Source organism: Streptomyces sp. 17_S59, from assembly GCF_056930295.1.
Genome location: NZ_JBXOWD010000001.1, coordinates 4,240,585 through 4,262,621, shown reverse-complemented (window position 1 = coordinate 4,262,621; position 22,037 = coordinate 4,240,585). Strand labels below are relative to the sequence as shown.

The 22,037-nt window shown below is 72.7% G+C and carries 18 protein-coding genes; 9 read left to right on the top strand and 9 right to left on the bottom strand.

Annotated elements, in window-relative coordinates; genetic code table 11:
- The first annotated feature begins 21 nt into the window (after positions 1 to 21).
- Positions 22 to 1,407, top strand: coding sequence for an SWIM zinc finger family protein (locus tag AC1Z4A_RS19260; RefSeq protein WP_483680445.1), 1,386 nt, complete (start codon positions 22 to 24; stop codon positions 1,405 to 1,407).
- A gap of 103 nt (positions 1,408 to 1,510) precedes the next feature.
- Complete coding sequence (locus AC1Z4A_RS19255; RefSeq protein WP_483680443.1) at positions 1,511 to 3,175, top strand: DUF5691 domain-containing protein; 1,665 nt, start codon at positions 1,511 to 1,513, stop codon at positions 3,173 to 3,175.
- Positions 3,176 to 3,238: 63 nt separating this feature from the next.
- On the opposite strand, the gene icmB is transcribed toward AC1Z4A_RS19255, so the two are convergent.
- A complete protein-coding gene (icmB, locus tag AC1Z4A_RS19250) occupies positions 3,239 to 3,652 on the bottom strand; it encodes a coenzyme B12-dependent isobutyryl CoA mutase small subunit (protein WP_483680441.1) in 414 nt (137 codons plus the stop codon).
- Between the two features lie 375 nt (positions 3,653 to 4,027).
- Between icmB and AC1Z4A_RS19245 the strand changes: the two genes are divergently transcribed.
- Entirely contained in the window at positions 4,028 to 4,918 is an 891-nt protein-coding gene (locus tag AC1Z4A_RS19245) for an esterase/lipase family protein (protein WP_483680439.1), read from the top strand.
- A 241-nt stretch (positions 4,919 to 5,159) separates the two neighbouring features.
- Positions 5,160 to 6,791, top strand: coding sequence for a M23 family metallopeptidase (locus AC1Z4A_RS19240; RefSeq protein ID WP_483680438.1), 1,632 nt, complete (start codon positions 5,160 to 5,162; stop codon positions 6,789 to 6,791).
- A 117-nt stretch (positions 6,792 to 6,908) separates the two neighbouring features.
- Here AC1Z4A_RS19240 and pcrA read toward each other — a convergent pair whose 3' ends face one another.
- Together pcrA and AC1Z4A_RS19230 are read right to left on the bottom strand one after the other, a co-directional pair.
- Positions 6,909 to 9,362 carry a DNA helicase PcrA gene (pcrA, locus tag AC1Z4A_RS19235; RefSeq protein WP_483680435.1) on the bottom strand — a complete coding sequence of 818 codons (2,454 nt, stop codon included), beginning with the start codon at positions 9,360 to 9,362 and terminating at the stop codon, positions 6,909 to 6,911.
- Positions 9,363 to 9,498: 136 nt separating this feature from the next.
- A complete protein-coding gene (locus AC1Z4A_RS19230) occupies positions 9,499 to 9,852 on the bottom strand; it encodes a hypothetical protein (protein ID WP_483680433.1) in 354 nt (117 codons plus the stop codon).
- Positions 9,853 to 10,130: 278 nt separating this feature from the next.
- On the opposite strand from AC1Z4A_RS19230, the gene AC1Z4A_RS19225 reads away from it, so the two are divergent.
- On the top strand, positions 10,131 to 11,228 hold the full coding sequence (locus AC1Z4A_RS19225) for a C40 family peptidase (RefSeq protein ID WP_483680431.1): 1,098 nt from the start codon (positions 10,131 to 10,133) through the stop codon (positions 11,226 to 11,228).
- Between the two features lie 33 nt (positions 11,229 to 11,261).
- Here AC1Z4A_RS19225 and AC1Z4A_RS19220 read toward each other — a convergent pair whose 3' ends face one another.
- Positions 11,262 to 12,377 carry an alpha/beta hydrolase gene (locus AC1Z4A_RS19220; protein WP_483680429.1) on the bottom strand — a complete coding sequence of 372 codons (1,116 nt, stop codon included), beginning with the start codon at positions 12,375 to 12,377 and terminating at the stop codon, positions 11,262 to 11,264.
- Positions 12,378 to 12,563: 186 nt separating this feature from the next.
- Here AC1Z4A_RS19220 and AC1Z4A_RS19215 point away from each other — a divergent pair, with 186 nt between their 5' ends.
- Entirely contained in the window at positions 12,564 to 13,628 is a 1,065-nt protein-coding gene (locus AC1Z4A_RS19215; protein ID WP_483680426.1) for a DUF8189 domain-containing protein, read from the top strand.
- Between the two features lie 38 nt (positions 13,629 to 13,666).
- Positions 13,667 to 14,755, top strand: coding sequence for a DUF8189 domain-containing protein (locus AC1Z4A_RS19210; protein ID WP_483680424.1), 1,089 nt, complete (start codon positions 13,667 to 13,669; stop codon positions 14,753 to 14,755).
- A gap of 40 nt (positions 14,756 to 14,795) precedes the next feature.
- Here AC1Z4A_RS19210 and AC1Z4A_RS19205 read toward each other — a convergent pair whose 3' ends face one another.
- The 3 genes from AC1Z4A_RS19205 to AC1Z4A_RS19195 form a co-directional block, all read right to left on the bottom strand.
- The gene (locus tag AC1Z4A_RS19205; RefSeq protein ID WP_483680423.1) at positions 14,796 to 15,491 is read right to left on the bottom strand and encodes a LuxR C-terminal-related transcriptional regulator; all 696 of its coding nucleotides are present in this window, start codon (positions 15,489 to 15,491) and stop codon (positions 14,796 to 14,798) included.
- Complete coding sequence (locus tag AC1Z4A_RS19200; RefSeq protein ID WP_483680422.1) at positions 15,488 to 16,756, bottom strand: PspC domain-containing protein; 1,269 nt, start codon at positions 16,754 to 16,756, stop codon at positions 15,488 to 15,490. Before AC1Z4A_RS19200 ends, AC1Z4A_RS19205 begins: the two co-directional genes overlap by 4 nt.
- Positions 16,757 to 16,825: 69 nt before the next feature.
- Complete coding sequence (locus tag AC1Z4A_RS19195; protein WP_483683646.1) at positions 16,826 to 18,403, bottom strand: protein kinase domain-containing protein; 1,578 nt, start codon at positions 18,401 to 18,403, stop codon at positions 16,826 to 16,828.
- 246 nt (positions 18,404 to 18,649) lie between these two features.
- Between AC1Z4A_RS19195 and AC1Z4A_RS19190 the strand changes: the two genes are divergently transcribed.
- Positions 18,650 to 19,954, top strand: coding sequence for a PspC domain-containing protein (locus AC1Z4A_RS19190; RefSeq protein WP_483680421.1), 1,305 nt, complete (start codon positions 18,650 to 18,652; stop codon positions 19,952 to 19,954).
- Entirely contained in the window at positions 19,941 to 20,189 is a 249-nt protein-coding gene (locus AC1Z4A_RS19185) for a hypothetical protein (protein ID WP_483680420.1), read from the top strand. Before AC1Z4A_RS19190 ends, AC1Z4A_RS19185 begins: the two co-directional genes overlap by 14 nt.
- Here the strand turns inward: AC1Z4A_RS19185 and AC1Z4A_RS19180 are convergent.
- A complete protein-coding gene (locus AC1Z4A_RS19180) occupies positions 20,182 to 20,706 on the bottom strand; it encodes a DoxX family membrane protein (RefSeq protein WP_483683645.1) in 525 nt (174 codons plus the stop codon). The two genes, AC1Z4A_RS19185 and AC1Z4A_RS19180, sit on opposite strands and share 8 nt — an antisense overlap.
- Positions 20,707 to 20,897: 191 nt before the next feature.
- Complete coding sequence (locus AC1Z4A_RS19175) at positions 20,898 to 21,920, bottom strand: L,D-transpeptidase (protein ID WP_483680419.1); 1,023 nt, start codon at positions 21,918 to 21,920, stop codon at positions 20,898 to 20,900.
- Positions 21,921 to 22,037: the final 117 nt, after the last annotated feature.

The following is a 22,037-nucleotide window of genomic DNA, read 5'->3' as shown; positions in this document are numbered from 1 at the left end:
GGGGGCCCTACCTTCGTGACCATGAATCCGCAGGGGGAACGCTGGACGGCGGAACAGGTGCTCGCGCTGGCACCTGACGCCGCATCACGCAAGGCGGGCGCGAAGCTCGCGGCGCCCGGTCCGTGGTCGGGCGCGGGCGCACAGCCGGACGGGGGCGCGGGCGCGGTCTGGGGGGAGTGCGCGGGCAGCGGCAGCAAGCCGTACCGCACGGTCGTGGACCTGGCGGGGCAGAGCGGGCCGGGCTTCCACTGCAGCTGCCCGAGCCGCAAGTTCCCGTGCAAGCACGCTCTGGGGCTGTTGCTGCTGTGGTCCGAGGGGGAGGAGGCGGTGCCGGTCTCGCCGGTCCCGCCTCCCGACTGGGCAGGGCAGTGGCTGGAGCGGCGCCGGGAGCGCGCCGGGCGGTCCGCGGCGGGGGCGGCGGCCCCCTCGCCGGCGCCGGGGGATGCGGACGCGGCGCGGCGCCGCGCGGAGCGGCGGGCGGGGCGCATCGCCTCGGGCGCCGCGGAGTTGGAGCAGCGGCTGTCCGACCTCCTGCGGGGCGGGCTCGCGGCGGTCCAGGGGGCGGCGTACGGGCAGTGGGAGGAGACGGCGGCCCGCATGGTCGACGCCCAGGCGCCGGGACTGGCCGCGCGCGTACGGGAGTTGGCGTCCGTCGCCGGGGCGGGGGCGGGGGCGGACCGGGCGTCGCGGCTGCTGGAGGAGTGCGCGCTGCTGCACACGCTCGGCCAGGGGTACCTGCGCGTGGACGAACTGCCGGAGGCGCTGGCGGCAACGGTCCGCAGCCGCGTGGGCATCTCGGCCGACACGGCCTCGCTGCTGGCCTCCGGCCCGCCCGTCCGGGACCACTGGCTCGTCCTGGCCCAGCAGGACAGCGACGACGGCCGTCTGATCACCCGTCGCATCTGGCTGCACGGCCGGAAGACGGGCCGTATGGCCCTGCTCCTCGCCTACGGCGCGCCGGGCCGGGCCGTCGAGCTGTCCCTTCCCGTGGGCCTCGCCATGGACGCCGACCTGGTCTTCCACCCCGCCGCCCGGCCGCTGCGCGCGGTTCTGGGCACACGGCACTCGGCGCCCGGGCCCTGCCCGGCCCCGCCGCCGGGGGGTGACGCGCGCGCGGCGCTGCACGCCTACGGCGAGGCGCTGCGGGACGACCCCTGGCTGGAGGCCTGGCCGGTGGTCCTGTCGGCGGCCGTCCCGATACCGGACGCGGAGGGGCACGGCTGGCAACTGGCCGATGCCGAGGGTGATTTCGCCCTGCCGGTGGACGGCCGGTGCGGGGGCGACGACCCGGGTCTGTGGCGACTGGCCGCCGTGTCCGGGGGCACCCCGGTGCGGGTCTTCGGGGAGTGCGGGCACCGGGGCTTCACCCCGCTGGCGGCGTGGGCCCCCGAGCCGGTGGCGCTCTGAGCCGGGCGCCAGGTACCGGACCGGCGCTCCCACGCGACACGGCCCGGCAGGAACGGCCCCGTGGACACGGGCCGACACGCAGGAACGGAAGGCAGGCAAGCACATGACGACCGGCACCTGGGACGACCTCGTCTCCGCCGCCCTGCTCGGCACCGAGCGGCGCACACCGCCCACCCGGCCCCGGGAGGGGCAGGACTCCGCCGCGGCGCTCCTGGACGCGGCCGCGCTGCGCACCGTGCAGCGGCGCGCCGCACTGCTCCCGGCGGCCGCCGCGGCACGGCCCGCGGCCGCACCGGAGGATGCCCGGGCCCCGCTGCCGGAAGCCGCGCGGCGGCGGCTGACGCTGCTGCTCGCGGACCGGGCGGCCCCCGGCGGCGGACGGCGCGGCAGCACACCCGACCTCACCGAACTGCTCCCCCAGTGGCTGGAGGCCGCCAACGACCACGGCTACCGCGCCCCCGAGGCGCTGCTGCCCGGCCTGCTCGAGGCCGCCCGGGCCCGCAGCGACCTGCGCCCGGCGGCCCTGGCCCTCGGCGGGCCCCGTGCCCTGTGGCTGGCCCGGCTCAACCCGCAGTGGAAGTACGCCCTGCGCGGCCGCCCGGCGGGCGGTGCGGCCCCGGCGGCGGGCACCGGCTCCGGGCCGGAGAGCGAGCAGCGCGTCTGGGAGGAGGGCCTGTTCGCCGAGCGGGTCGCCGTGCTGACGGCCGTACGGCGCCGTGATCCGTCCGCCGCGCGGGAGATGCTCACGGAGGCATGGCCGAAGGAGCGCGCGGAGGACCGGCTGCTGCTCCTGGACGCGCTGCGCGAGGAACTCTCCCTCGCCGACGAACCCTTCCTGGAACAGGCCCTGTCCGACCGCAGCCGCAATGTGCGGGCCGTCGCGGCCGAGCTGCTGTCCGCCCTCTCCGGCTCCGCGCTGTCGGCGCGGACGGCCGAGCGCGCCAGGGCCTGCGTGGCCTTGGACCGCACCGGGGGCACCGGGCCGCGCATCGTGGTCGAGGCCCCGCACGAGTGCGACTCCGGAATGCAGCGGGACGGCATCGTGGCCAAGCCGCCGTCGGGTCGCGGCGAGCGCTCCTGGTGGCTGAGCCAGCTGGTGGAGACGGCTCCGCTGGACATCTGGTGCGAGCGCCTCGGCGTGGACGGCGCGGCCGCGGCCGTGGCCCTGCCGGTGGCCGACGGCTGGCAGCCGGAGCTGCACGCGGCCTGGTGCCGGGCCGCAGTGCGCAGGCGGGACGCGGAGTGGTCGCGCGCTTTGCTCGGCCCGGCGACGTCACCGCCCAGGCCGGAGGGCTCCTCGTGGCTGGACCCGGCGAAGCTGCTGTCGGCGCTGCCACCGGAGGAACGGGCCGCGTGGGTCGCCGAGTTCATCGGGGCGCACGGGCTGTCGGAGGCGTTCCGGCTGCTCGGGGTGTGCGAGGTGCCCTGGGCCGAGCCGCTGGGACGGGCGGTCGTGGACGCCCTGGACAGCGCCCGGGACGCGGGCGGCTACCCGTGGAGCTTCAGCGGGGTGATGGGCCTGGCCGAGCGCTGCCTCGACCCGCACCAGGCCGACCGGCTGGAGGCGCTCACCGCCCGCCCGGAGACGGCGCCGGACGCTGCCGGCGAGTCGGGCGCATCCGGTGCGTCCCGTACATCCGGTGCGTCCGGTGCGGCGAGCTATTGGGAGGAGGCGTTCCAGCGCCTCATAGGCACGCTCCGGCTGCGCGCCACGATGCAGGCGGAACTGGCCGGGGACGCGCCCCGGCCCCGCGGGGACGGGCGCTGACCTGCTGGGACGTCCTCCGGCCCACGGGCCGTGCCCCGCCCTTGCGGGGCGCGGCCCGGCAGGTCAGGCGTCGGCCGGGTGACGGACGTTGGCGTTGACCCATTCCACGATCGACGCCGTCGTCGCACCGGGGGTGAAGATCGCCGCGACGCCCTGGGCCTTGAGCGGGGGGATGTCCTCCTCGGGGATGATGCCGCCGCCGAAGACCTTGATGTCCGCCGCGTCGCGCTCCCTCAGCAGCTCTATCACCTTGGCGAAGAGGGTGTTGTGCGCGCCGGAGAGGATGGACATGCCGATCGCGTCGGCGTCCTCCTGGATCGCGGTGTCGACGATCTGCTCGGGCGTCTGGTGCAGACCGGTGTAGATGACCTCCATGCCGGCGTCGCGCAGCGCCCGTGCGATGACCTTGGCGCCGCGATCGTGGCCGTCGAGCCCCGGCTTGGCCACCACCACACGGATCGGACCGGTCACTCCCATCACTGCCTCCATGTACGGCTGCCGTCAACCGGCCGCGAGGTTCCCCGCGCCCACAGGGCCGAGGACGTGAACGAACGTTATCCCCAGCATCCCGCAACCGGCAGTTTCGTGGCGAGGAGCGAGGGGCAAATCACACGTGGGACACCACGTTCGCTACGCACCGCTCCCTTCCCCCGCGCCTCATGGGCCACACAAGCCGCTCGTTCTTCCGAGCCGCCGGGCGGGGGCGCTGCGAGGGGAGCCGCGACGGGGCCGCCGGGCCGGTGTGCCGCCAGCCGCACGGCACAGGGGCCCGGCAGGCCGCGACCGGCTGCCTGTGAGAGCACCCGGGAGAGGGAGTCGCCTCCGGGTGCCGTTTCGGGAGGTCGGTCGGCCATGGGGCCCTCTTCTTTCATCTCCAGCTTCTTACGCACGCGTGCGTTTCTGCGTTCCTGCTCGCTCCTGCGCCCGCGCCCGCTCGCGCTCCCGTCGGCCGCGCTGGTGCGGTCCACGGTCCTGGAGCTGGCGATCCTCACCGCGCACGTCCTGATCTACCCCACCGGAATCGCCCAGGAGCGCCGCCCGCCGCCGGCGCCCGCGGCACCCGGACCGCCCGCCTCTCCCGCGGCGGACGCCGTGGCGCCCGCCGTGCAGCTGCCCGTCCTCCTGCTCCACGGCTTCGTCGACAACCGCTCGGTCTTCGTGCTGCTGCGCCGTTCGCTGCGCCGCCACGGCTGGCAGCAGGTGTGGTCCCTCAACTACTCCCCCCTGACCACCTGCGACATCCGCACGGCCGCCGCGCTGCTGGGCCGGCACGTCGAGGAGGTGTGCGCCGCCACGGGCGCGCAGCGGGTCGACATGGTCGGGCACAGCCTGGGCGGCCTGATAGCGCGCTACTACATCCAGCAGCTCGGCGGCGACGCCCGCGTGCGCACCCTGGTCACCCTCGGCACGCCGCACGGCGGCACGCGGGTGGCGCCGCCGATGTCCGTACATCCCCTGGTGCGGCAGATGCGCCCCGATTCGGAAGTCATCGCGGCGCTCGCCGCGCCGGTCCCGCATTGCGCGACGCATTTCATCGCCTTCTGGAGCGACCTCGATCAGATCGTGGTGCCGGTCGAGTCGGGCCGTATCGATCACCCGGATCTGCTTTCCCGCAACGTGCGGGTGAGCGGCGTGGGGCACCTCGCCCTGCCCGTGCACGGGACGGTGGCGGCGGGCATCCGCGAGGCGCTGACCATGGAGGAGTCGGCCGCGGGAGCATCGGGAGCCGTTTCGGTCGCCTGACGGAACGCTCCGCTCCGGGCTGGTGCGGCTCCGCCGCCGCTCCCCCTGCCGCCCTGCGTGTCCGATAACGAGTCGAACGAATGTCGAACGTCAAGTCGACTCATCGCGACTCAGTCCACCAAAAGGCGGCTAAATGCCCAACGCCCCGCCGCCCGAAACGTGATGAAGATTGTCGCAGCCGCATACCGCCGGGTACAGTCGCCGCTAATTCTCCTGCTGCCAAGGCGAAATGGAACTGGTGGTGAACGACCGTCACCCGTCGGCGGGTCCCGGCCCGACCGTTCCCGCTCCCGATGCCTCCTATGGGCACTACATGCCGTACGGGCAGCAGAGCGCTCAGCAGACCTTCACCGGCTACGACGGCTACCACGGCCATGACAGCGGCCAGTGGGACGTTTCCGGCACGAGCGGCACGAGCGGCACTTCGGGCCAGTGGGACACCACCAGCCAATGGGGCGTCACCGGCCAAACCCAGACCTGGGACTTCAGCGGTTACGACACCGGCGCCTACGGCAACGGGCAGTCCGACACGCCCAGCGCCGACGGCCAGTGGGACGTCTCCGGCGCTCACAGTGGTCAGTGGGACTCGGGTGCCTGGAGCACCGCCGCGCCGGCGGCCGGTTCGTACGACACCTCGGGGCACGGCTACCACTCGGGCTGGGGGCACCGCCCGGACGAAGTCTGGGGGAGGGACACCGGCACCTACGACCACGGCCAGGCACAGGCACAGGCCTGGGAGTCGACCGGGCAGTACGCCTCCACCTCCTGGGACGCCGCCGGCCAGCACGGTCAGTCCAGCCAGTCCGGCCAGTGGGACATCAGCGCCCAGCCGACCCAGATGTGGGACACCAGCGCCTACGCGTCCATGGACGACCACCACCCGGAACCGGGCGGAGCCGGGCCCGCCGCCGAGCCGCAGCGCACCCCCACGGTCATGGTCGACCTCTCCGAGGTCGGGGCCGCGCCCGCACCGGCGCCCGCCGCCCGCGCCGTGGCCGACGCCGAGACCCGGACCATGTCGTTCGTCGAGCCCCCGGAGCCCGAGGACACCGCGGCACCGGAAACGGCACCCGAAGCGGCCCCGGCCCCGGCGCACCGGGACGCCCACGCGGCCCGCGCCAACCGCCGCAAGGGCGCCCCCTCCCGGGCCGGCTACCGGCCCCGCCGCAAGGCGCTGCTCACCGTCGCCGTGCCCTCGGTCGCCGTGATGGGCGTCGCCGGCATCGCCGCCGCCTCCGTGGTGACCGGCGGCAAGAAGGACGACACCACGCACACCGCCGCGGCCGCGGCCCCGGACACGTCCGTCAAGCTCTCGGCGGCCAACAGCAAGCTGGACACCCAGCTGGCCGGCCTCAGCCGGGGCGCCGACGACTTCGCCACCCGCGCCAACCGCACCCAGGAGCGCATCGACCTCAAGGCCCGCCAGGACGAGGAGCGCAAGCGCAAGGCCGACGAGGCCGCCCGCAAGGAGCGGGAGCGGCCCAAGTTCTCGCTGCCCGTCACCCAGCACGGGCTCAGCGCCTACTACGGGCAGGCGGGCGTCAACTGGATGTCGGTGCACACCGGCATCGACTTCCCCGTCTCGTACGGCACGCCCGTCATGGCGGCCACCGACGGCACCGTCCGCACGCAGTACAACGTGGCCTACGGCAACATGGCCATAGTGACGGCACCGGACGGAACGGAGACCTGGTACTGCCACCTCAGCAGCACCAAGATCCGGTCCGGGTCCGTCAAGGCCGGGGACGTCATCGCCTACTCCGGCAACTCCGGCAACTCCACCGGACCGCACCTGCACTTCGAGGTGCGGCCCAACGGCTCGGCCGTCGACCCGCTGCCGTGGCTGCGCGGCCACGACCTCGACCCGACGTAGGGGCGCGGGGCTGCGTCGATATGCGACTCCGTCGCCGGGGCGCGACCAGGCCACAGACGGCCCGCAGCCGCCGACCAACAGCACCCGGCAGACGGAACCGCGCCCCCGGCAAAAGAGCTAGAGCTTCTCGACCGGCGCGTACCGCAGCAGCAACCGCTTCGGCTTCTCGTCGCCGAAGTCGATCGTGGCCTCGGCGTTGTCCCCGCTGCCCTTGACGGCCACGACCGTGCCCAGCCCGAACGAGTCGTGCGTGACGCGGTCGCCGATGACGAGCGCCACCACCTCCCGCTCCTTGGCCCGCCGCGTCGCGAAACCGCTCGGCTGCGGCCGGGACGTGCTCCGCGACGAGAACCCCGAGGTGATACCGGACCCGGCGCCCAGCGAGGACGCCGAGGGCGTGGCGGGCCCGGTGCGGCGCCACGACACGTACTGCTCGGGGATCTCCTCCAGGAACCGCGACGGCGGGTTGTAGGCGGGCTGGCCCCAGGCGCTGCGCATGCTCGCCCGGGTCAGGTACAGCCGCTCGCGGGCGCGGGTGATGCCCACATAGGCGAGCCGCCGCTCCTCCTCCAGCTCCTTCGCCTGGCCGAGGGCGCGCATGTGCGGGAAGACGCCGTCCTCCATGCCGGTGAGGAAGACGACGGGGAACTCCAGGCCCTTGGCCGTGTGGAGGGTCATCAGCGTGATGACGCCCGTGCCCTCTTCGTCCTCGTCCGGGATCTGGTCGGAGTCGGCGACGAGGGCGACCTTCTCCAGGAAGTCGGCCAGCGTGCCCGGCTCCTCGCCCTCGCGCTCCTGCTCGAACTCGAGCGCGACGGCCGCCAGCTCCTGGAGGTTCTCGATGCGGGTCTCGTCCTGCGGGTCGGTGGACGCCTGCAGCTCGGCGAGGTAGCCCGTGCGCTCCAGCACCGCCTCCAGCACCGTGGCGGGCCCGGCCCCGGACTCGACGACGGTGCGCAGCTCCTCCATCAGCACGTTGAAGCGCTTGACCGCGTTCGCCGAGCGGGCCGCCATGCCGTACGCGTCGTCCACGCGCCGCAGCGCCTGGGCGAAGCTGATCTTCTCGCGCAGCGACAGCGCGTCGATCATGGCCTCGGCGCGCTCGCCGATGCCGCGCTTGGGGACGTTGAGGATGCGCCGCAGGGGCACGGTGTCCTCGGGGTTGGCGAGCACCCGCAGGTAGGCCAGGACGTCCCGGACCTCCTTGCGCTCGTAGAAGCGGACGCCGCCGACGACCTTGTAGGGCAGGCCGACGCGGATGAAGATCTCTTCGAAGACGCGGGACTGGGCGTTGGTCCGGTAGAAGACGGCGACGTCCCCGGCCCTGGCGTCGCCGGAGTCCGTCAGCCGGTCGATCTCGTCGGCGACGAACTGGGCCTCGTCGTGCTCGGTGTCGGCCACGTAGCCGGTGATGGCGGCGCCCGCCCCGGCCTCGGTCCACAGGTTCTTCGGGCGGCGGTTCTGGTTGCGCTCGATCACCGCGTTCGCGGCGCTCAGGATCGTCTGCGTGGAGCGGTAGTTCTGCTCCAGCAGGATCGTGGTGGCGTCGGGGTAGTCCTCCTCGAACTGGAGGATGTTGCGGATGGTGGCACCGCGGAAGGCGTAGATCGACTGGTCGGCGTCGCCCACCACGCACAGCTCGCCGACGCCCTCCTCGCCCGCGTTCTCGTCCGTGCCCACCAGCTCGCGCACCAGGGTGTACTGGGCGTGGTTGGTGTCCTGGTACTCGTCGACCAGGACGTGCCGGAAGCGGCGGCGGTAGTGCTCGGCCACGTCCGGGAACGCCTGGAGGAGGTGGACGGTGGTCATGATGATGTCGTCGAAGTCCAGGGCGTTGGCCTCGCGCAGCCGTGCCTGGTACATCGTGTACGCCTGGGCGAGCGTCTTCTCGAAGCCGTCGGCGGCCGTCGCCGCGAAGGCCTCCTCGTCGATCAGCTCGTTCTTCAGGTTGGAGATCTTCGCGCTGAAGGACTTCGGCGGGAACTTCTTCGGGTCGAGGTCGAGGTCCCGGCAGACGAGCGCCATCAGCCGCTTCGAGTCGGCCGCGTCGTAGATCGAGAAGGAGGACGTGAAGCCCAGCTTCTTGCTCTCCCGGCGCAGGATCCGCACGCACGCGCTGTGGAAGGTCATGACCCACATGGCGTGGGCGCGCGGGCCGACGAGCTGCTCGACGCGCTCCTTCATCTCGCCCGCGGCCTTGTTGGTGAACGTGATCGCGAGGATCTGCCCGGGGTGGACGTTGCGCGCGCCCAGCAGGTGGGCGATGCGGTGGGTGAGGACGCGGGTCTTGCCGGACCCGGCGCCCGCGACGATCAGCAGCGGCGACCCGGTGTGCACGACGGCGGCACGCTGCTGGTCGTTCATCCCCTCGAGCAGCGCGGCGGGGTCGACGACGGGGCGCGCGGCACCGTCGCGGTAGTAGGCCTCGTGCGGCACGGGTACGTCGAAGGCCCCGCCGAACAGGTCGTCCGGCAGGGGCTCCGGGGTCGCGTCCTCCGGGGGCGGCGGGGGGTGCTCCTCGTCGGAGGGGGCCAGATCCGCCAGGAAGCTGTCGTCAAAGAGGCTGCTCATCGCCTCCCGAGTCTAGGCCGCCCCACTGACAGCCGGTCCCGGATCCCGTCAAAGGTGGCCACGCCCACAGCGGGGCGCGGTCGGCGGGGAGGAGGCCGGGCCCACCGGCGGGAGGCCCGACCCGCATCACGGAAGATCAGACCCACATCACGGCGATGAAGACGTTCGCCGCGGTCAGTGCGCCGACGGTGCCGAAGGCGGCCGCCTCGACCTTCTCGTCGTCCCGCTTCACGTAGACCAGGCCCAGGATCACGATCAGCAGCGCCAGCTTCACGCCGATCTTGAAGGTGTTGATCGTGTGGTCCTCGGCCTGGTTGAGGCCGACCAGCGCGACCCCGGTGACCAGCATGGTCAGCGCGCCGTGCAGCATGGCGGGGACCATGCGCGCCTCGCCCTTGCCCATGGCCTTCATCTGGGTCAGGAAGCCGCCCAGCAGGGAGGCGATGCCGACGATGTGCAGACCGACGACGGCGTGAATCAGTACGTCCATGAGGCCCGACCTTAACCGGGCCCGTACCACCCCCCGGCCGCCAGGTGGGGCGGGATCCGCGCTTCGATCACTCCGCGGCCACATCCTTCCGAACCGGCCGGGGCCGACCGGCCACGTGCGGTCGCCGAACATCGGAATTGGGGCAATACCGGTCATGCCCGTTTCCGGGTGACCCTGCGGTTTAGCGTCCTCCTCCAGACGGCGGTGGCCCGCCCACACCCCCCTCGCGCGGGCCGCCGCCGCCATCCCTTGCGGACCGGAAGGAAGTGACGGCCGAGGTGGCGACGCACCGAAAGCCCAAGCAGCACCCGCTCGCCGGCGGCACCGCCCGCACCGCGGCCACCCTCGCCCTGGCCGGAGCCGCCACCGCCACCGCCCTCGAGGGCACCGGCCACGCCGCCCCCGCGCTCACCCCCGCCCAGGCGAAGGCCCAGGTGGCCCGGTACTACCAGCAGGCGGAGGCCGCCACCGAGCAGTACAACGGCGCCAAGGAGCGGGCCGACCGGGCCCGGGCCGCCCTCGACCGGCTCCAGGACGAGGCCGCCCGCAAGACCGAGCGGCTCAACGCCGCCCGCAACGCCCTGGGCTCCTTCGCCACCGCCCAGTACCGCTCCGGCGGCGTCCCCGTCGGCGTCCGGCTGCTGCTCTCCTCCTCGCCCGACCGCTTCCTGGACGAGGCCTCGCTGGCCGACCGCGCGGGCTCCCGGCAGGCCACGGCCGTGGCCCAGGTGCGGCACGAACTCCGGGACGTCCAGCGGGTGCGCAGCACCGCCGGCACCCGGCTCACCGAGCTGAAGGGCGAGCAGGCCGAGCTGGCGCAGCACAAGCGCACCATCGAGGCGCAGCTCGACAAGGCCAGGAAGCTGCTGGCCGAGCTGCCGACCGAGGAGCGCGCGGCGGTCGAGAGCGCGGACACGGCGACCGGTGCGACGGCCGGCGCGACCGTCTCGCACGTCAAGGGAGCGGCCGAGGCCGCAGGGGACGCCGTACGGTCGGCGGCAGGGGCGACAGGGGCGGCAGCTCCCTCGTCCCGCGCCGCGCAGGCGGTGGCCTTCGCCTACTCGGCGCTCGGGAAGCCCTATGTGTGGGGGGCGACCGGCCCGTCCTCCTTCGACTGCTCGGGGCTGGCCCAGGCGGCCTGGCAGGCGGCCGGGGTGTCGCTGCCGCGCACCACCTACACCCAGATCAACGCCGGGCACCGGGTCGCGCGGAACCACCTGGCGCCGGGCGACCTGGTGTTCTTCTACCCGGGCATCAGCCACGTGGGCATCTACATCGGCGACGGCAAGATGATCCACGCCCCGCACCCCGGGGCGCCCGTGCGGATCGCCCCGGTCGACGAGATGCCGTTCGCGGGCGCCTCCCGGCCGGTGTGACGACCGCGGTTGATCGGCTCGATCAGTACTCGATCAGTACGAGACCTGCTTGGTCAGCCACCGGAAGACGTCGGGCACCTGGCGCTTCCACACGGCCGTCCCGTGGCCGCCCGCACCCGCCGGTATCAAGGTGACCTGTACGGTCGTCGGCGGCTTGGCCGCCTGCTTGACGGCCTGCCCGCCCTGGTAGCCGTCGGCCTCCGCGCCCGAGAAGAACAGCGCCAGATGCGGCGGGGTCTTGGCCCGCTCCAGCATCTTCAGGGGGTTGTTCTCGTCGCGCAGCTGCGGCGTCTTCGCGGTGAGGGACGAGGGCTCGCCCGCGGGGTCGTTGTAGCCGGACAGGCTCACCGCCGCGCGGTAGCGGTCGGGGTGGGCGATGGCGAGCCTGGCGGCGCAGTGGGCGCCCGCGGAGTAGCCGGCGACGGCCCAGCCGTCGGGCTTGTCGGACACCCGGAAGTTGTCCAGGACCATCTTGCGGACGTCGACGCTCAGCCAGGTGTCCGCGTTGACCTTGCCGGGTATGTTGGCGCAGCCGCTGTCGACGTCGCCGAGCAGCGTGGTGCGCGGGGCCACGATGATGAACGGCGCGACCTCGCCCTTCTGCATCATCGGCTTCAGCTGCGAATTGACCTCGAGGGTGCCGAACCAGGCCTTGGCGGAGCCGGGGAAGCCGGGCAGCACCTCCACCACGGGGAACTTCTTGTCCTTGTACGCGGGGTCGTCGTACTGCGGCGGCAGCCAGACGTAGACCTCGCCCTCGACGCCGGATATCCGGCCCTTCAGCTCGGTCTCCTGGACCCCGGGCCCCATGCGCTTGTCGGACGCCGGCGCGAACTTCTGCAGCACCTTCGGCTCGTCCTTGACCGACTTGCCGCCCGTGCCGTCCGGCCCGAGGTCGGCCGCCGCCCTGACGTGGTCGCCGGTGCCGAACAGATCGGCCCAGTTGTCGAAGAGCCCGTTGGTGTTGTTGACGATCACGAACACCAGGACTATCGCCGTGGCCTGCGCGAACAGCAGCATGAAGAACCGGGTCACGTGCCGTACGAGCTTGGGCCCGCCGATCTTTCCCCAGAGCGTGAGCGGCAGTGCGAGGGCCACCACGACCAGGACTATCGCGGTCAGGAAGAAGGGGGTTCCCGTCAGGCTCATGGGGTCATCGGGCTCTCGTTTCCGGTTCTGCGCCTCTCGCCTGTGTCTAGATGCGGCGGAGGGCGGGAAGGTTCCGCGACTGCTTGACGGGGGCGTATGCCGGGGGCGGGGGTGGTGGCATCCTCCACCCCGAGCTGATACTCTCCGTAATCAGTCGACTCCGCATCGTGTTCACGGGGAGGACCTATGCCGCCTGCCACCGCTTCGGGGCTCAAATGGACGACCGACAGCACCGAACTCAAGACGATTGCTCTCCTGGACGTGCCGTGCGCCGCTCCGCAAGCGGACGCCCGGCTGCAGATCACCGGGCGGCAAAGCAGCAGCCTCGCGCACACGTGGCACAAGCGCGACCTGGGATGGAACTCCTGGGAGGCATGGGGGACGTACGACGGAACGAGCAACCCGGTCGGCTGCCAGGCCACGCTGCGTGATGCGAGCGGCTCCGTCAACATCTTCTGGCGGCTTGCCAACGGACAGCTGTGGTGGCTGCGCCAGTCGTCAATCAACAGTGGCTGGACGACTCCCCAGCGGATCGCGATGGACGTCGGGGGCGACCCCGCCGTCGCTCTGAACGCTGACAACAGGGTCTCCGTCTTCTACAACGACACCAGCGGTCGCCTGTGCCACGTCTACCAGCAGCGGACGGACTACACCGGCTGGAGCGACGACCCGAACGTGCTGGGCGGCGACGCGGGTGACAGGACCCGGTTCGCCCCTGCCGCCGCACGGAGCGGGGACGGCAGGCTGCACGTCTTTGTCACCGCCAAGAACGGTGACGTCCTGGCCGTCTCCCAGACCGAGGCGGACGCGACGGAAAGCTGGAGCAAGCCCGTGCCGATCTCGGCCGACAAGGGCCCCGCAGACGGCGGTCCGTCCGCAGTCACCGACGCCAACCAGTGCGTCCGCGTCTTCTGGCGCTCGGGCAGCACCGGCTATCACACGGCCCAGGACGCCTCGTATGCCGCGTGGGCACCTCCGCGGGCGCTCACGGGTGACATCAGGGAGACGCCGCTGGCCGTCCGCGGGCAGGACGGCGTAGTGGAAGTCTTCGCCTACACCACCAACAGCAGATCCGTCTCCATCGCCCGGCAACAGCGCATCAACAGCCCGGACTTCTCCGCCTTCGAATCCATCAGCAGCAGCGGCTGGCTGGGGCCCATGGCACCAACCCTGTTGCCCGACAACCGCATCTGCCTCGTACTGCGCTGGACCGACAACAAGGTCTATGTCATCCCGCAGCAGTGGGCCTGACCGCCGCCACGAACACCACGCACAGGTAAGGAGCACCCGTGCCGCCCTCCACCGCCTCAGGTCTCAAATGGGACGCGAACCCCGTCAAACACAGCGGCACGGGCCTGGAGGCCGGCTTCCTCGGCAGACCCGCGATGGCGCTCAGCGCCGACAACCGCCCCCAGTACTTCGTCCGCACGAAGAGCAACGCCCTGGCCTTCAAGTGGTGGCTCCGGAGCAAGGAGGTCTGGTGCGACAACTGGGCCGTGGCCACCGGCACCGAGGGCAATGTCGGCGGCAGCCCCACCGCCCTGCGCGGTCCGGACGGGCTGACCTATGTCTTCTGGCGTGGGCCGGACAGCTCTCTCTGGCAGTACGCCCAGTCGGACATCAACAGCAACTGGGCCGCGCCGAAGATGCTGCTCGACAAGGCCGTGGCCGGGGACCCGACGGCGGCGCTGAACGCCGACGGCCGGATCTCCGTCTTCTTCACCCACAGCAGCAAGCAGCTCTGCCACATCACCCAGGAGCAGCCGGGCTCCAGGAAGTTCACCCAGCCTTACGGGATGGGCGGCGACCTCTGCACCAGCGAGATTCCCCTGGCCCCCGCCGTCGCCCGCAACAACCAGGGGCGGCTGTTCGTCTTCCGGCACGACGACCGGCACTGCATCAGCGGGAGGGCCCAGAACAAGGCCAACGGCACCATCAACTGGGGCGAGTGGTTCCGCGCCTCGGGCCCGAACGCCAACGTCGGCGGCGCCCCATCCGCCGTCACCGACGCCAATCAGTACGTCCGGGTCTTCTGGCGCTCCGGTACGAGCGGCTACCACTCGGGCGCCGGGCCGGGCCACCGCTCCTGGGCCAACCCCCAGAAGCTGCCGGGCGAGACGGACGCCACCCCGGCGGCGATCCTGACGCAGGACGGGAAGCTGGAGGTCTACCAGCTCAAGGACAAGAGCAACTTCACGGTCTGCCGGCAGGACGCCGTCAACCGCGGTGACTTCTCCCTCACCGATGCCGTCGCCGGCACCGGCAAGTACTCCGCCGACGCACCGCCCGCCCTGACCCTGACGCCCGACAACCGCGTCATCGTCGGTCTGCGGGGCAACCCGGACGGCTTCGCCTACTACCACCAGCAGATCTGGTAGCGGCGGTCCGCGCCGTGCCGGACCGCCGTCAGGGCTCGCGTCAGACCAGGCGCCGCGCCGTCGCCCAGCGCGTCAGCTCGTGCCGGTTGGACAGCTGGAGCTTGCGCAGCACCGCGGAGACGTGCGACTCCACCGTCTTCACGGAGATGAAGAGCTGCTTGGCGATCTCCTTGTAGGCGTAGCCGCGGGCGATCAGGCGCAGCACCTCGCGCTCGCGCTGCGTCAGCCGGTCCAGGTCCTCGTCCACCGGCGGCGCGTCCGTCGACGCGAAGGCGTCCAGGACGAAGCCGGCCAGCCGGGGCGAGAAGACCGCGTCGCCGTCCTTGACCCGGAAGACGGCGTCGATCAGATCGGCGCCCGTGATGGTCTTGGTGACATAGCCGCGCGCACCGCCGCGGATGACGCCGATGACGTCCTCCGCGGCGTCGGAGACGGACAGCGCGAGGAAGCGCACGGGCGCCTCCTGATCGGCCATCATGGCGGCGCTGCGGCGCAGCACCTCCACCCCGCCGCCGCCCGGGAGGTGGACGTCCAGCAGGACGACCTCCGGCCGGGTCGCGGTGATCACAGTGATCGCCTGGTCGACGTCGGCGGCCTCGCCGACGACCTCCACGCCCGTCCGGTCCGTGGCCCCGATCTCGGCCTGCACGCCCGTGCGGAACATCCGGTGGTCGTCCACCAGCACGACCCTGACGTGTCGCTCCGCCGTCTGCCCGGCCGTCTGTTCGGTCGTCATGACGCCTTCTCCGCCCTCTCCATCTCCAGCTCCACTTCGGTCCCCCCGTCGGGCGCGGAACGCAGTCTCGCCGTGCCGCCGTTGCGCTGCATCCTGCCGATGATCGACTCGCGGACGCCCATCCGGTCGTCCGGCACCGAGTCCAGGTCGAAGCCGGGGCCCCGGTCGCGCACGGAGATGAAGACCGTGCGCCCCTCGACCTCGGCGTAGACCTGTACGGCGCCGCCCTGGCCACCGTACTTGGCCGCGTTGACCATGGCCTCACGGGCGGCCTGCAGCTGGGCGCCCAGCCGTTCGTCCAGGGGGCAGTCGCCGACCACGACGACCTCGATGGGCACCCCGTGGTAGTCCTCCACCTCGGCGGCCGCGGCCCGGACGCCCTCCGCCAGGGTCTGCGGCTCCTCGGCCTCCTCCTTGCCCCGGCCCTCGGGGTTGTAGAGCCAGGCGCGCAGCTCCCGCTCCTGGGCCCGGGCCAGGCGGGCGACCTCGCGGGAGTCCTCCGCATTGCGCTGGATGAGGGTGAGGGTGTGCAGGACGGAGTCGTGGACGTGCGCGGCGACCTCGGCACGCTCCTGGGCGCGGATGCGCATGGTGCGCTCCGCGGAGAGGTCCTGGGCCATGCGGACGACCGAGGGCCCGGCCAGCAGCGCGATGCCGACCAGCACGGCGAGCGAGGCCTGGAGCACGGTGCCCAGGTGCTCCGCCGAGCCCTGGAGCACGACGATGCCCGTGGCGCCGACGCCGACGAGCAGCACGCCCGCCGCGGCACGGGCGACCGGCAGGACGCGCTTGCTGCGGCCGACCTCCATCCAGTGGGCGCGGCGGGCGTTGTCGGCCTGCCGCCAGACGAGGGCGACGCCCGCGCCGATGAGGAGCAGCGGCCAGACATAGGTGTTGGCGCGCCCCAGCTCCAGGCGGTCGATGAAGACCGCGGCGCTGATGACGATGGCGAGGAGCGCGAAGACCTGGCCCCGGTCGGGCTTGCGGACGAGCCTGCGGCGACCGTCCGGGGTGACCTCGGTGGCCACCGGGCGCGGCACCTCGACCCCGCCGATGCCGAGGGGCACGACGAACCAGAACACCGCATACAGCAGTGCGCCCATGCCGTGGCCCATGAACAGCGCGACGAAGACGAGCCGCACCCAGGAGACGGGCACTCCGAGGTGTCCGGCGAGCCCGCGCGCAACGCCGCCGAGCATCCGCCCGTCGGCACTGCGGTAGAGCTTGCGCAGGGGTGGGCTGTCGGGGCGTGGAGCGGTGGTCATGAACTGATCGTCACATGGGGGCGAAGGCGGGGGCATCAGGGTCACCCCTGATCGCTCCCTCATACCGGCTCAGTGCCCGGCGGGCAGCCGGAATCCGTCCTTGACGTCGTCGAAGACCTTCTTGTGCTTCTCCCAGTCGGCCTTCGGCGCCGAGAGGTAGATCGCGTACTCCTTCTCGCCGGGCCGGCCGAAGCCGAGGTCCACGGCCCGGAACTCGCGTGCCTGGCCCTGGAAGGTGAACTCCCATATCGCGGCCGGCTGCCCTCGGTACGTCGTGCTCTGCATGCGCAGCTGCTTGTAACCGGGCAGCTTGCCCTCCGCGACGGACTTGGTCTCGTCGTCCTTCCAGTGCTGCAGGGGATCGGTGCTCGCGAAGTCCAGGACGTTGATCCGCAGACCGACGAGCCCGCTCGGGTCCACGAAGACGATCGCGTCGTTGTCGGGCACCTTCTTGCGCTTCCAGCCGTCCGGCACGGGAAAGGAGACGCCGACCTCCTCCGCGTTGACCAGGTGGTAGCCCTTGGGCACGGCGGGCGGCTGCTGGGAAGGCGCGGTGGATGCGATGTCCCGGGCAGGGCTCGGGCCGGCCTTCTGCTCGGTGGCAGGGGTGGACTCGTCCCCTTCGTCGTCGCCGCCGTCCTGGGGGAGGAGGTACGCGACGGCCGCGAGGCCCGCCACGACGACGGCCGCGGTCGCGAGCCACCAGACCGTCCGGGCACGGCGCGGGCGTTCGGGTGCGGGCGTGGCCCGCACGGTCGGTGCCGTGGCCGTCGGGACGGCAGCAGCAGCGGCCGCGGGCGCTGGCGCTGGCCGGGGCTCGGGCACCACGGGCGGCGCGGGGGCGGTCGTGGGCTCTGGAGCGGTCGCGGGCGGCGGCACCTGGAGGGAGGCCGTCTCGGGCTCGGCCGCGGGCTCGCGCAGGATCTGTTCGACCAGTTCGGCCGGGGGCCGCAGCGCGGGGTCCTTGGCCAGCAGCGTCTCGACCAGCCGGGTCAGCGGGCCCGCGTTGCGGGGTGGCTCCAGCGGGTCCATGGCGATGGAGTACGCGGTCTCGACGGCCGTGTCCCGGCGGAACGGAGGTCTGCCCTCCAGGGCCTGGTAGAGGGTGGCACCCAGGGCCCACAGGTCGGCGGCGGGGCCGGGCTTGGCGCCCTTGACCCGCTCGGGGGCGATGTAGTCGATCGAGCCGACCATCTCGCCGGTCTTGGTCAGGGTCGAGGTGCCGGTGGACTGGGCGATGCCGAAGTCGGTGAGGACGACCCGCCCGTCGTGGCCGAGCAGCACGTTGCCGGGCTTGACGTCGCGGTGCAGGACTCCGGCGGCGTGTGCGGCGCGCAGGGCCGCGATCATGCCGCGGCCGATGCGGGCGGCCTCGTCGGGGGTGACGGTGCCGCGCTTGAGCACGTCGCCGAGCGTCGTCGACGGCACGTACTCCATCACGATGCACGGCAGACCGCCGTCGTCGACCACGTCGTGGACGACGACAACGTTGCCGTGGCTGATCCGGGCGGCGCTGCGGGCCTCGCGGCGGGTGCGCTCGTAGAGGGTGGCGAGTTCGTCCTCCTCCAGGCCCAGGGAGACGTGCAGCCGCTTGACCGCCACCTGACGGCCCAGCAACTCGTCCTCGGCGCGCCAGACGGTGCCCATGCCGCCCCGGCCTATGCGCTCGGCCAGGCGGTACCGCCCGGCGACGATCCTGCCCGCTTCGGCCGTCCCGCCGGGCACCGCGCCGAACGCGGCCCCGCGCCCTGCCCCATCCACCGCGCGCCCCTCCGGATACCCCTGTGTGTGTTCGATGCGACACCCTAACCGTCAGTTCTAAGGGACGATCTCAGGGAACGGCCAGGGTCGCCACGGATGCCGCACGTTCGTTCCGCTTGACACCATGTCCCCATGACCGACGCACCACCGACCGCCGAGCAGGTCACGAGGCCGCCACTGCGGCGCAGCCGCGAGCACAAGGTGATCTCCGGAGTCTGCGGGGGACTCGGCCGCTGCTTCGATATGGACCCCGTCGTCTTCCGTGTCGTCCTCGGCGTGCTGGGGGCCACCGGCGGGCTCGGGCTGATCGTCTACGGCTTCGCATGGCTGCTGATCCCGCTCGAGGGCGAGGACGAGAACGAGGGCCGCCGGATGCTGTCGGGCCGGGTCGAGGGCCCGGCGCTGACGGCGCTGCTGTGCGCGCTGGTGGGCTGCGGCCTGTTCCTGTCGATGCTCAACAACGGCGGCGTGATGGCCTTCGGGCTGATGCTTGCCATCGCCATCAGCGGTGCCGCGTACTGGTCGCAGCAGCGCCACCACCCGGCCGAGGGCGAGGAGGAGGGGGGCACCGCGGAGCCCTCGGTCCCTGGAGCGCACAAGGCCCACAAGCCGCACAAGACCGTCGAGGCTCCGCCGGAGACGCAGGCTCCCCCGGCCCCGGGCGGCCCCTCCTGGTGGCGCGACCCCGTCCGGGACCCGGCTGCTGCCGCGCCGGGCTCCGGCACCCGCTATCTGTGGGGTCCCGACGAAGGCCCGTACGACGCGGAGAAGGCGGCCCGGGAGCGGGCCGTGCCGGTGCCCACCGGCCCCCGGCTGGGCGGCTGGACCTTCCTGCTCGCCATGGCCGCCCTCGCCCTCGGCACGGGCCTGACCTGGCATCACCGGCCACTGGGCACCTCCCTGGAGATCGGCCTGGCCTGCGCGCTGGGCGTCTACGGCCTGGGCATCGTGGTCAGCTCGGTGTACGGGCGCACGGGCGGCGGCACGATCGTCTCGGCGGTGCTGACCGGTGCGCTGCTGTGCGGCGCCGCGGCGCTGCCCAAGACGGTGACCGCCGAGTGGACCCGCACCACCTGGCGCCCGGCGGCCCTGACGGACGTGCAGCGGCACTACCTGGTGGGCAGCGGCGAGGGCGTGCTGGACCTGACCGGGGTGCCCCTCGCCCAGGGCGGGCCGGCGCTCACCACGAGCGCCGAGGTCGGCGCCGGCCGGCTCAAGGTCGTGCTGCCCCCGGACGCCACGGCCGAGCTGGACATCGAGGTCGGTGTCGGCGACATCCAGCTGCCCGGCGAGCAGCCCGGCGACATCGACGTGCGCCCCGGCACCCACAAGCGGACGACCCTGCGCCCGGCCGCGGGCCACACGGCGCACGGAACGCTGGAACTACGGCTCAAGGCCGGTCTCGGCCAGGTGGAGGTGGTCCGTGCGGCGGCATGACTTCGACCCCGGAAGGCTCGTCATCGGGCTGGTCCTGCTGGGGGGTTGCGCGGCCTATCTGGCCGCGGCCGCCGGCTGGTGGCGTTTCCCCTCCTATGCACTGCTGCCCGCCATGGCCGCCGGCCTCTGCCTGGGCGGAGTGCTCTCCGCCCTCGCCTTCGCCGTGCGCCGCCACCGGGCGCGCGGCGCGGACCGGGTGGACGGCCGCCCCGGCCGCCCGGCCGGGCTCAGCTGAACAGCGTGCCGCGCCGGGCGCGCCCTTGCCGGAGACGGGCGCGGTGCCACGCCGCGTCCACCGACAGCAGGGGCGCGCCCGCGAGTATGAGGGGCAGCCAGGCCATCAGATAGGCCAGGTCGTTGCCGTAGTAGTAGGGCGTGGTGGTCCAGCTGACCGTCAGCCACAGGCTCAGCGAGATCAGGGCGCCGCCGGCCGCCGCGAGCCGGGCGAAGACCCCGAACAGGGTGCCCAGGCCGACCGCCAGCTCGCCCAGGGCGATCGCCCAGCCGAAGCCGACGGGGCTCTTCAGCGCCAGGTCGACCAGGCCGGGGACGGCGGCGGTGTCGCGCACCGCGTGCATGAGCGCGCCGATCGAGCCCTGGCCGTCGCTCGCCATGAAGGCGGAGTCGGTGAGCTTGTCGAGGCCCGCGTAGACGAAGGTGACACCGAGGAAGAGGCGCAGCGGCAGCAGGGCGTAGCGGGAGAGGCCCGCCCGCCGGTCCGCCCCCGTCGGCACCGGCGTCCGCGTCCGCATCTCCTCACGACCGATGAACGTCATGACCCGCGCCACCTCTTCCTTCGTCCGCTCGCCTGCGCGACCCGTCGTCACCCGACCATACGCGCGGCGGACGTTCGATGTTCAGGCCTGTGGACAACCTCGGCGCATGCGGGTGGCGAAGTTGTCCACAGGCTCTGGACAGCCGGCCGGGGAGGGTGGGAGCGGGCTCAGCCGCCGGTGCGGATGCCCAGCGCGCTGCCCGCCAGCCACTGCTCCCAGGTGAGGTTCCAGTCGCCGTAGCCGTTGCCGAAGTGGTCCATGGGCTTGGGCTTGGTGCTGCCGGTGACCTGCACGACGTCGCCCTTGCGGCTCAGCCCGTACAGCCACTTGGCATCCTCGGCGGACATGCCGATGCAGCCGTGGCTGACGTTCTCCTTGCCGAAGGACTCGGCGTTGTCGGGGGCCGCGTGCACGTACTCGCCGCTGATCGTCTCGCGCATGCTGTAGTCGTACGAGCCGTAGAAGCCGTCGGGGTGGTTGCGCGGGATGCCGATGGAGAGCGAGTCCATGACGACCCGGCCCTCCTTGGCGAGGATGGTCTTGGCGCCCTCGCGGGTGCCGAAGCCCTTGCTCTCGTCGCCGCCGCTGACCGGGATCGTGCGCAGCGTCTCGCCGTTGCGCACGACGGTGAGCTTGTGGGCCTTGAGGTCCACGGTGCTGACCATCGAGTCGCCGATGGTGAAGGAAATCTTCCGGTCGCGGTCGGCGGCGGTCCCCTCGGCGAGCTTCACCCCCGCGAGCCGGGCGTCCAGGGTCACCTCGGTGCCGGCCGGCCAGTACTTCTCGGGGCGGAAGTGGACGCGGGTGTCGCCCTTGGACTCGTTCCAGTGCCAGGCGCCGGGGACCTTCGCCGAGGTGGAGACCTTCAGCCGCCCCTCGATCCCCGCGCGCAGCTCCCGGGAGACCTTCTGCTGCTTGAAGACCACGGCGATGGGCTGGCCCACGCCGACGGTCTCGCCGCCCTCCGGGGCGATCTCGGGGCGTACGACCCTGGCGGCGCCGGTCAGCGTCTGCGCGGGCGGCGCGGGCTTCTCCGTGGGCGCGGCGGAAGAGGAGGCGGAGGGCGCCAGGGCGGCGGACTTCGCGGGCCGTTCCTCGGCCTCCGCGCCCCCGCCGCATCCGGTGACGGCCAGGCCCGCCAGGGCCAGGGCGGCGGACAGCCCGAGACTGCGGGAACGGGAGAGGCGCATGGTGCTCCTGCCAGTGGTTCTTCCGGACGCATGACACAGCCGGGGCGCCCCCGTACGCCCCGGCTGTCCATCCATCGTAAACAAGGTAAAAGCAATGCAAAGGAGCCCTGGAGGACG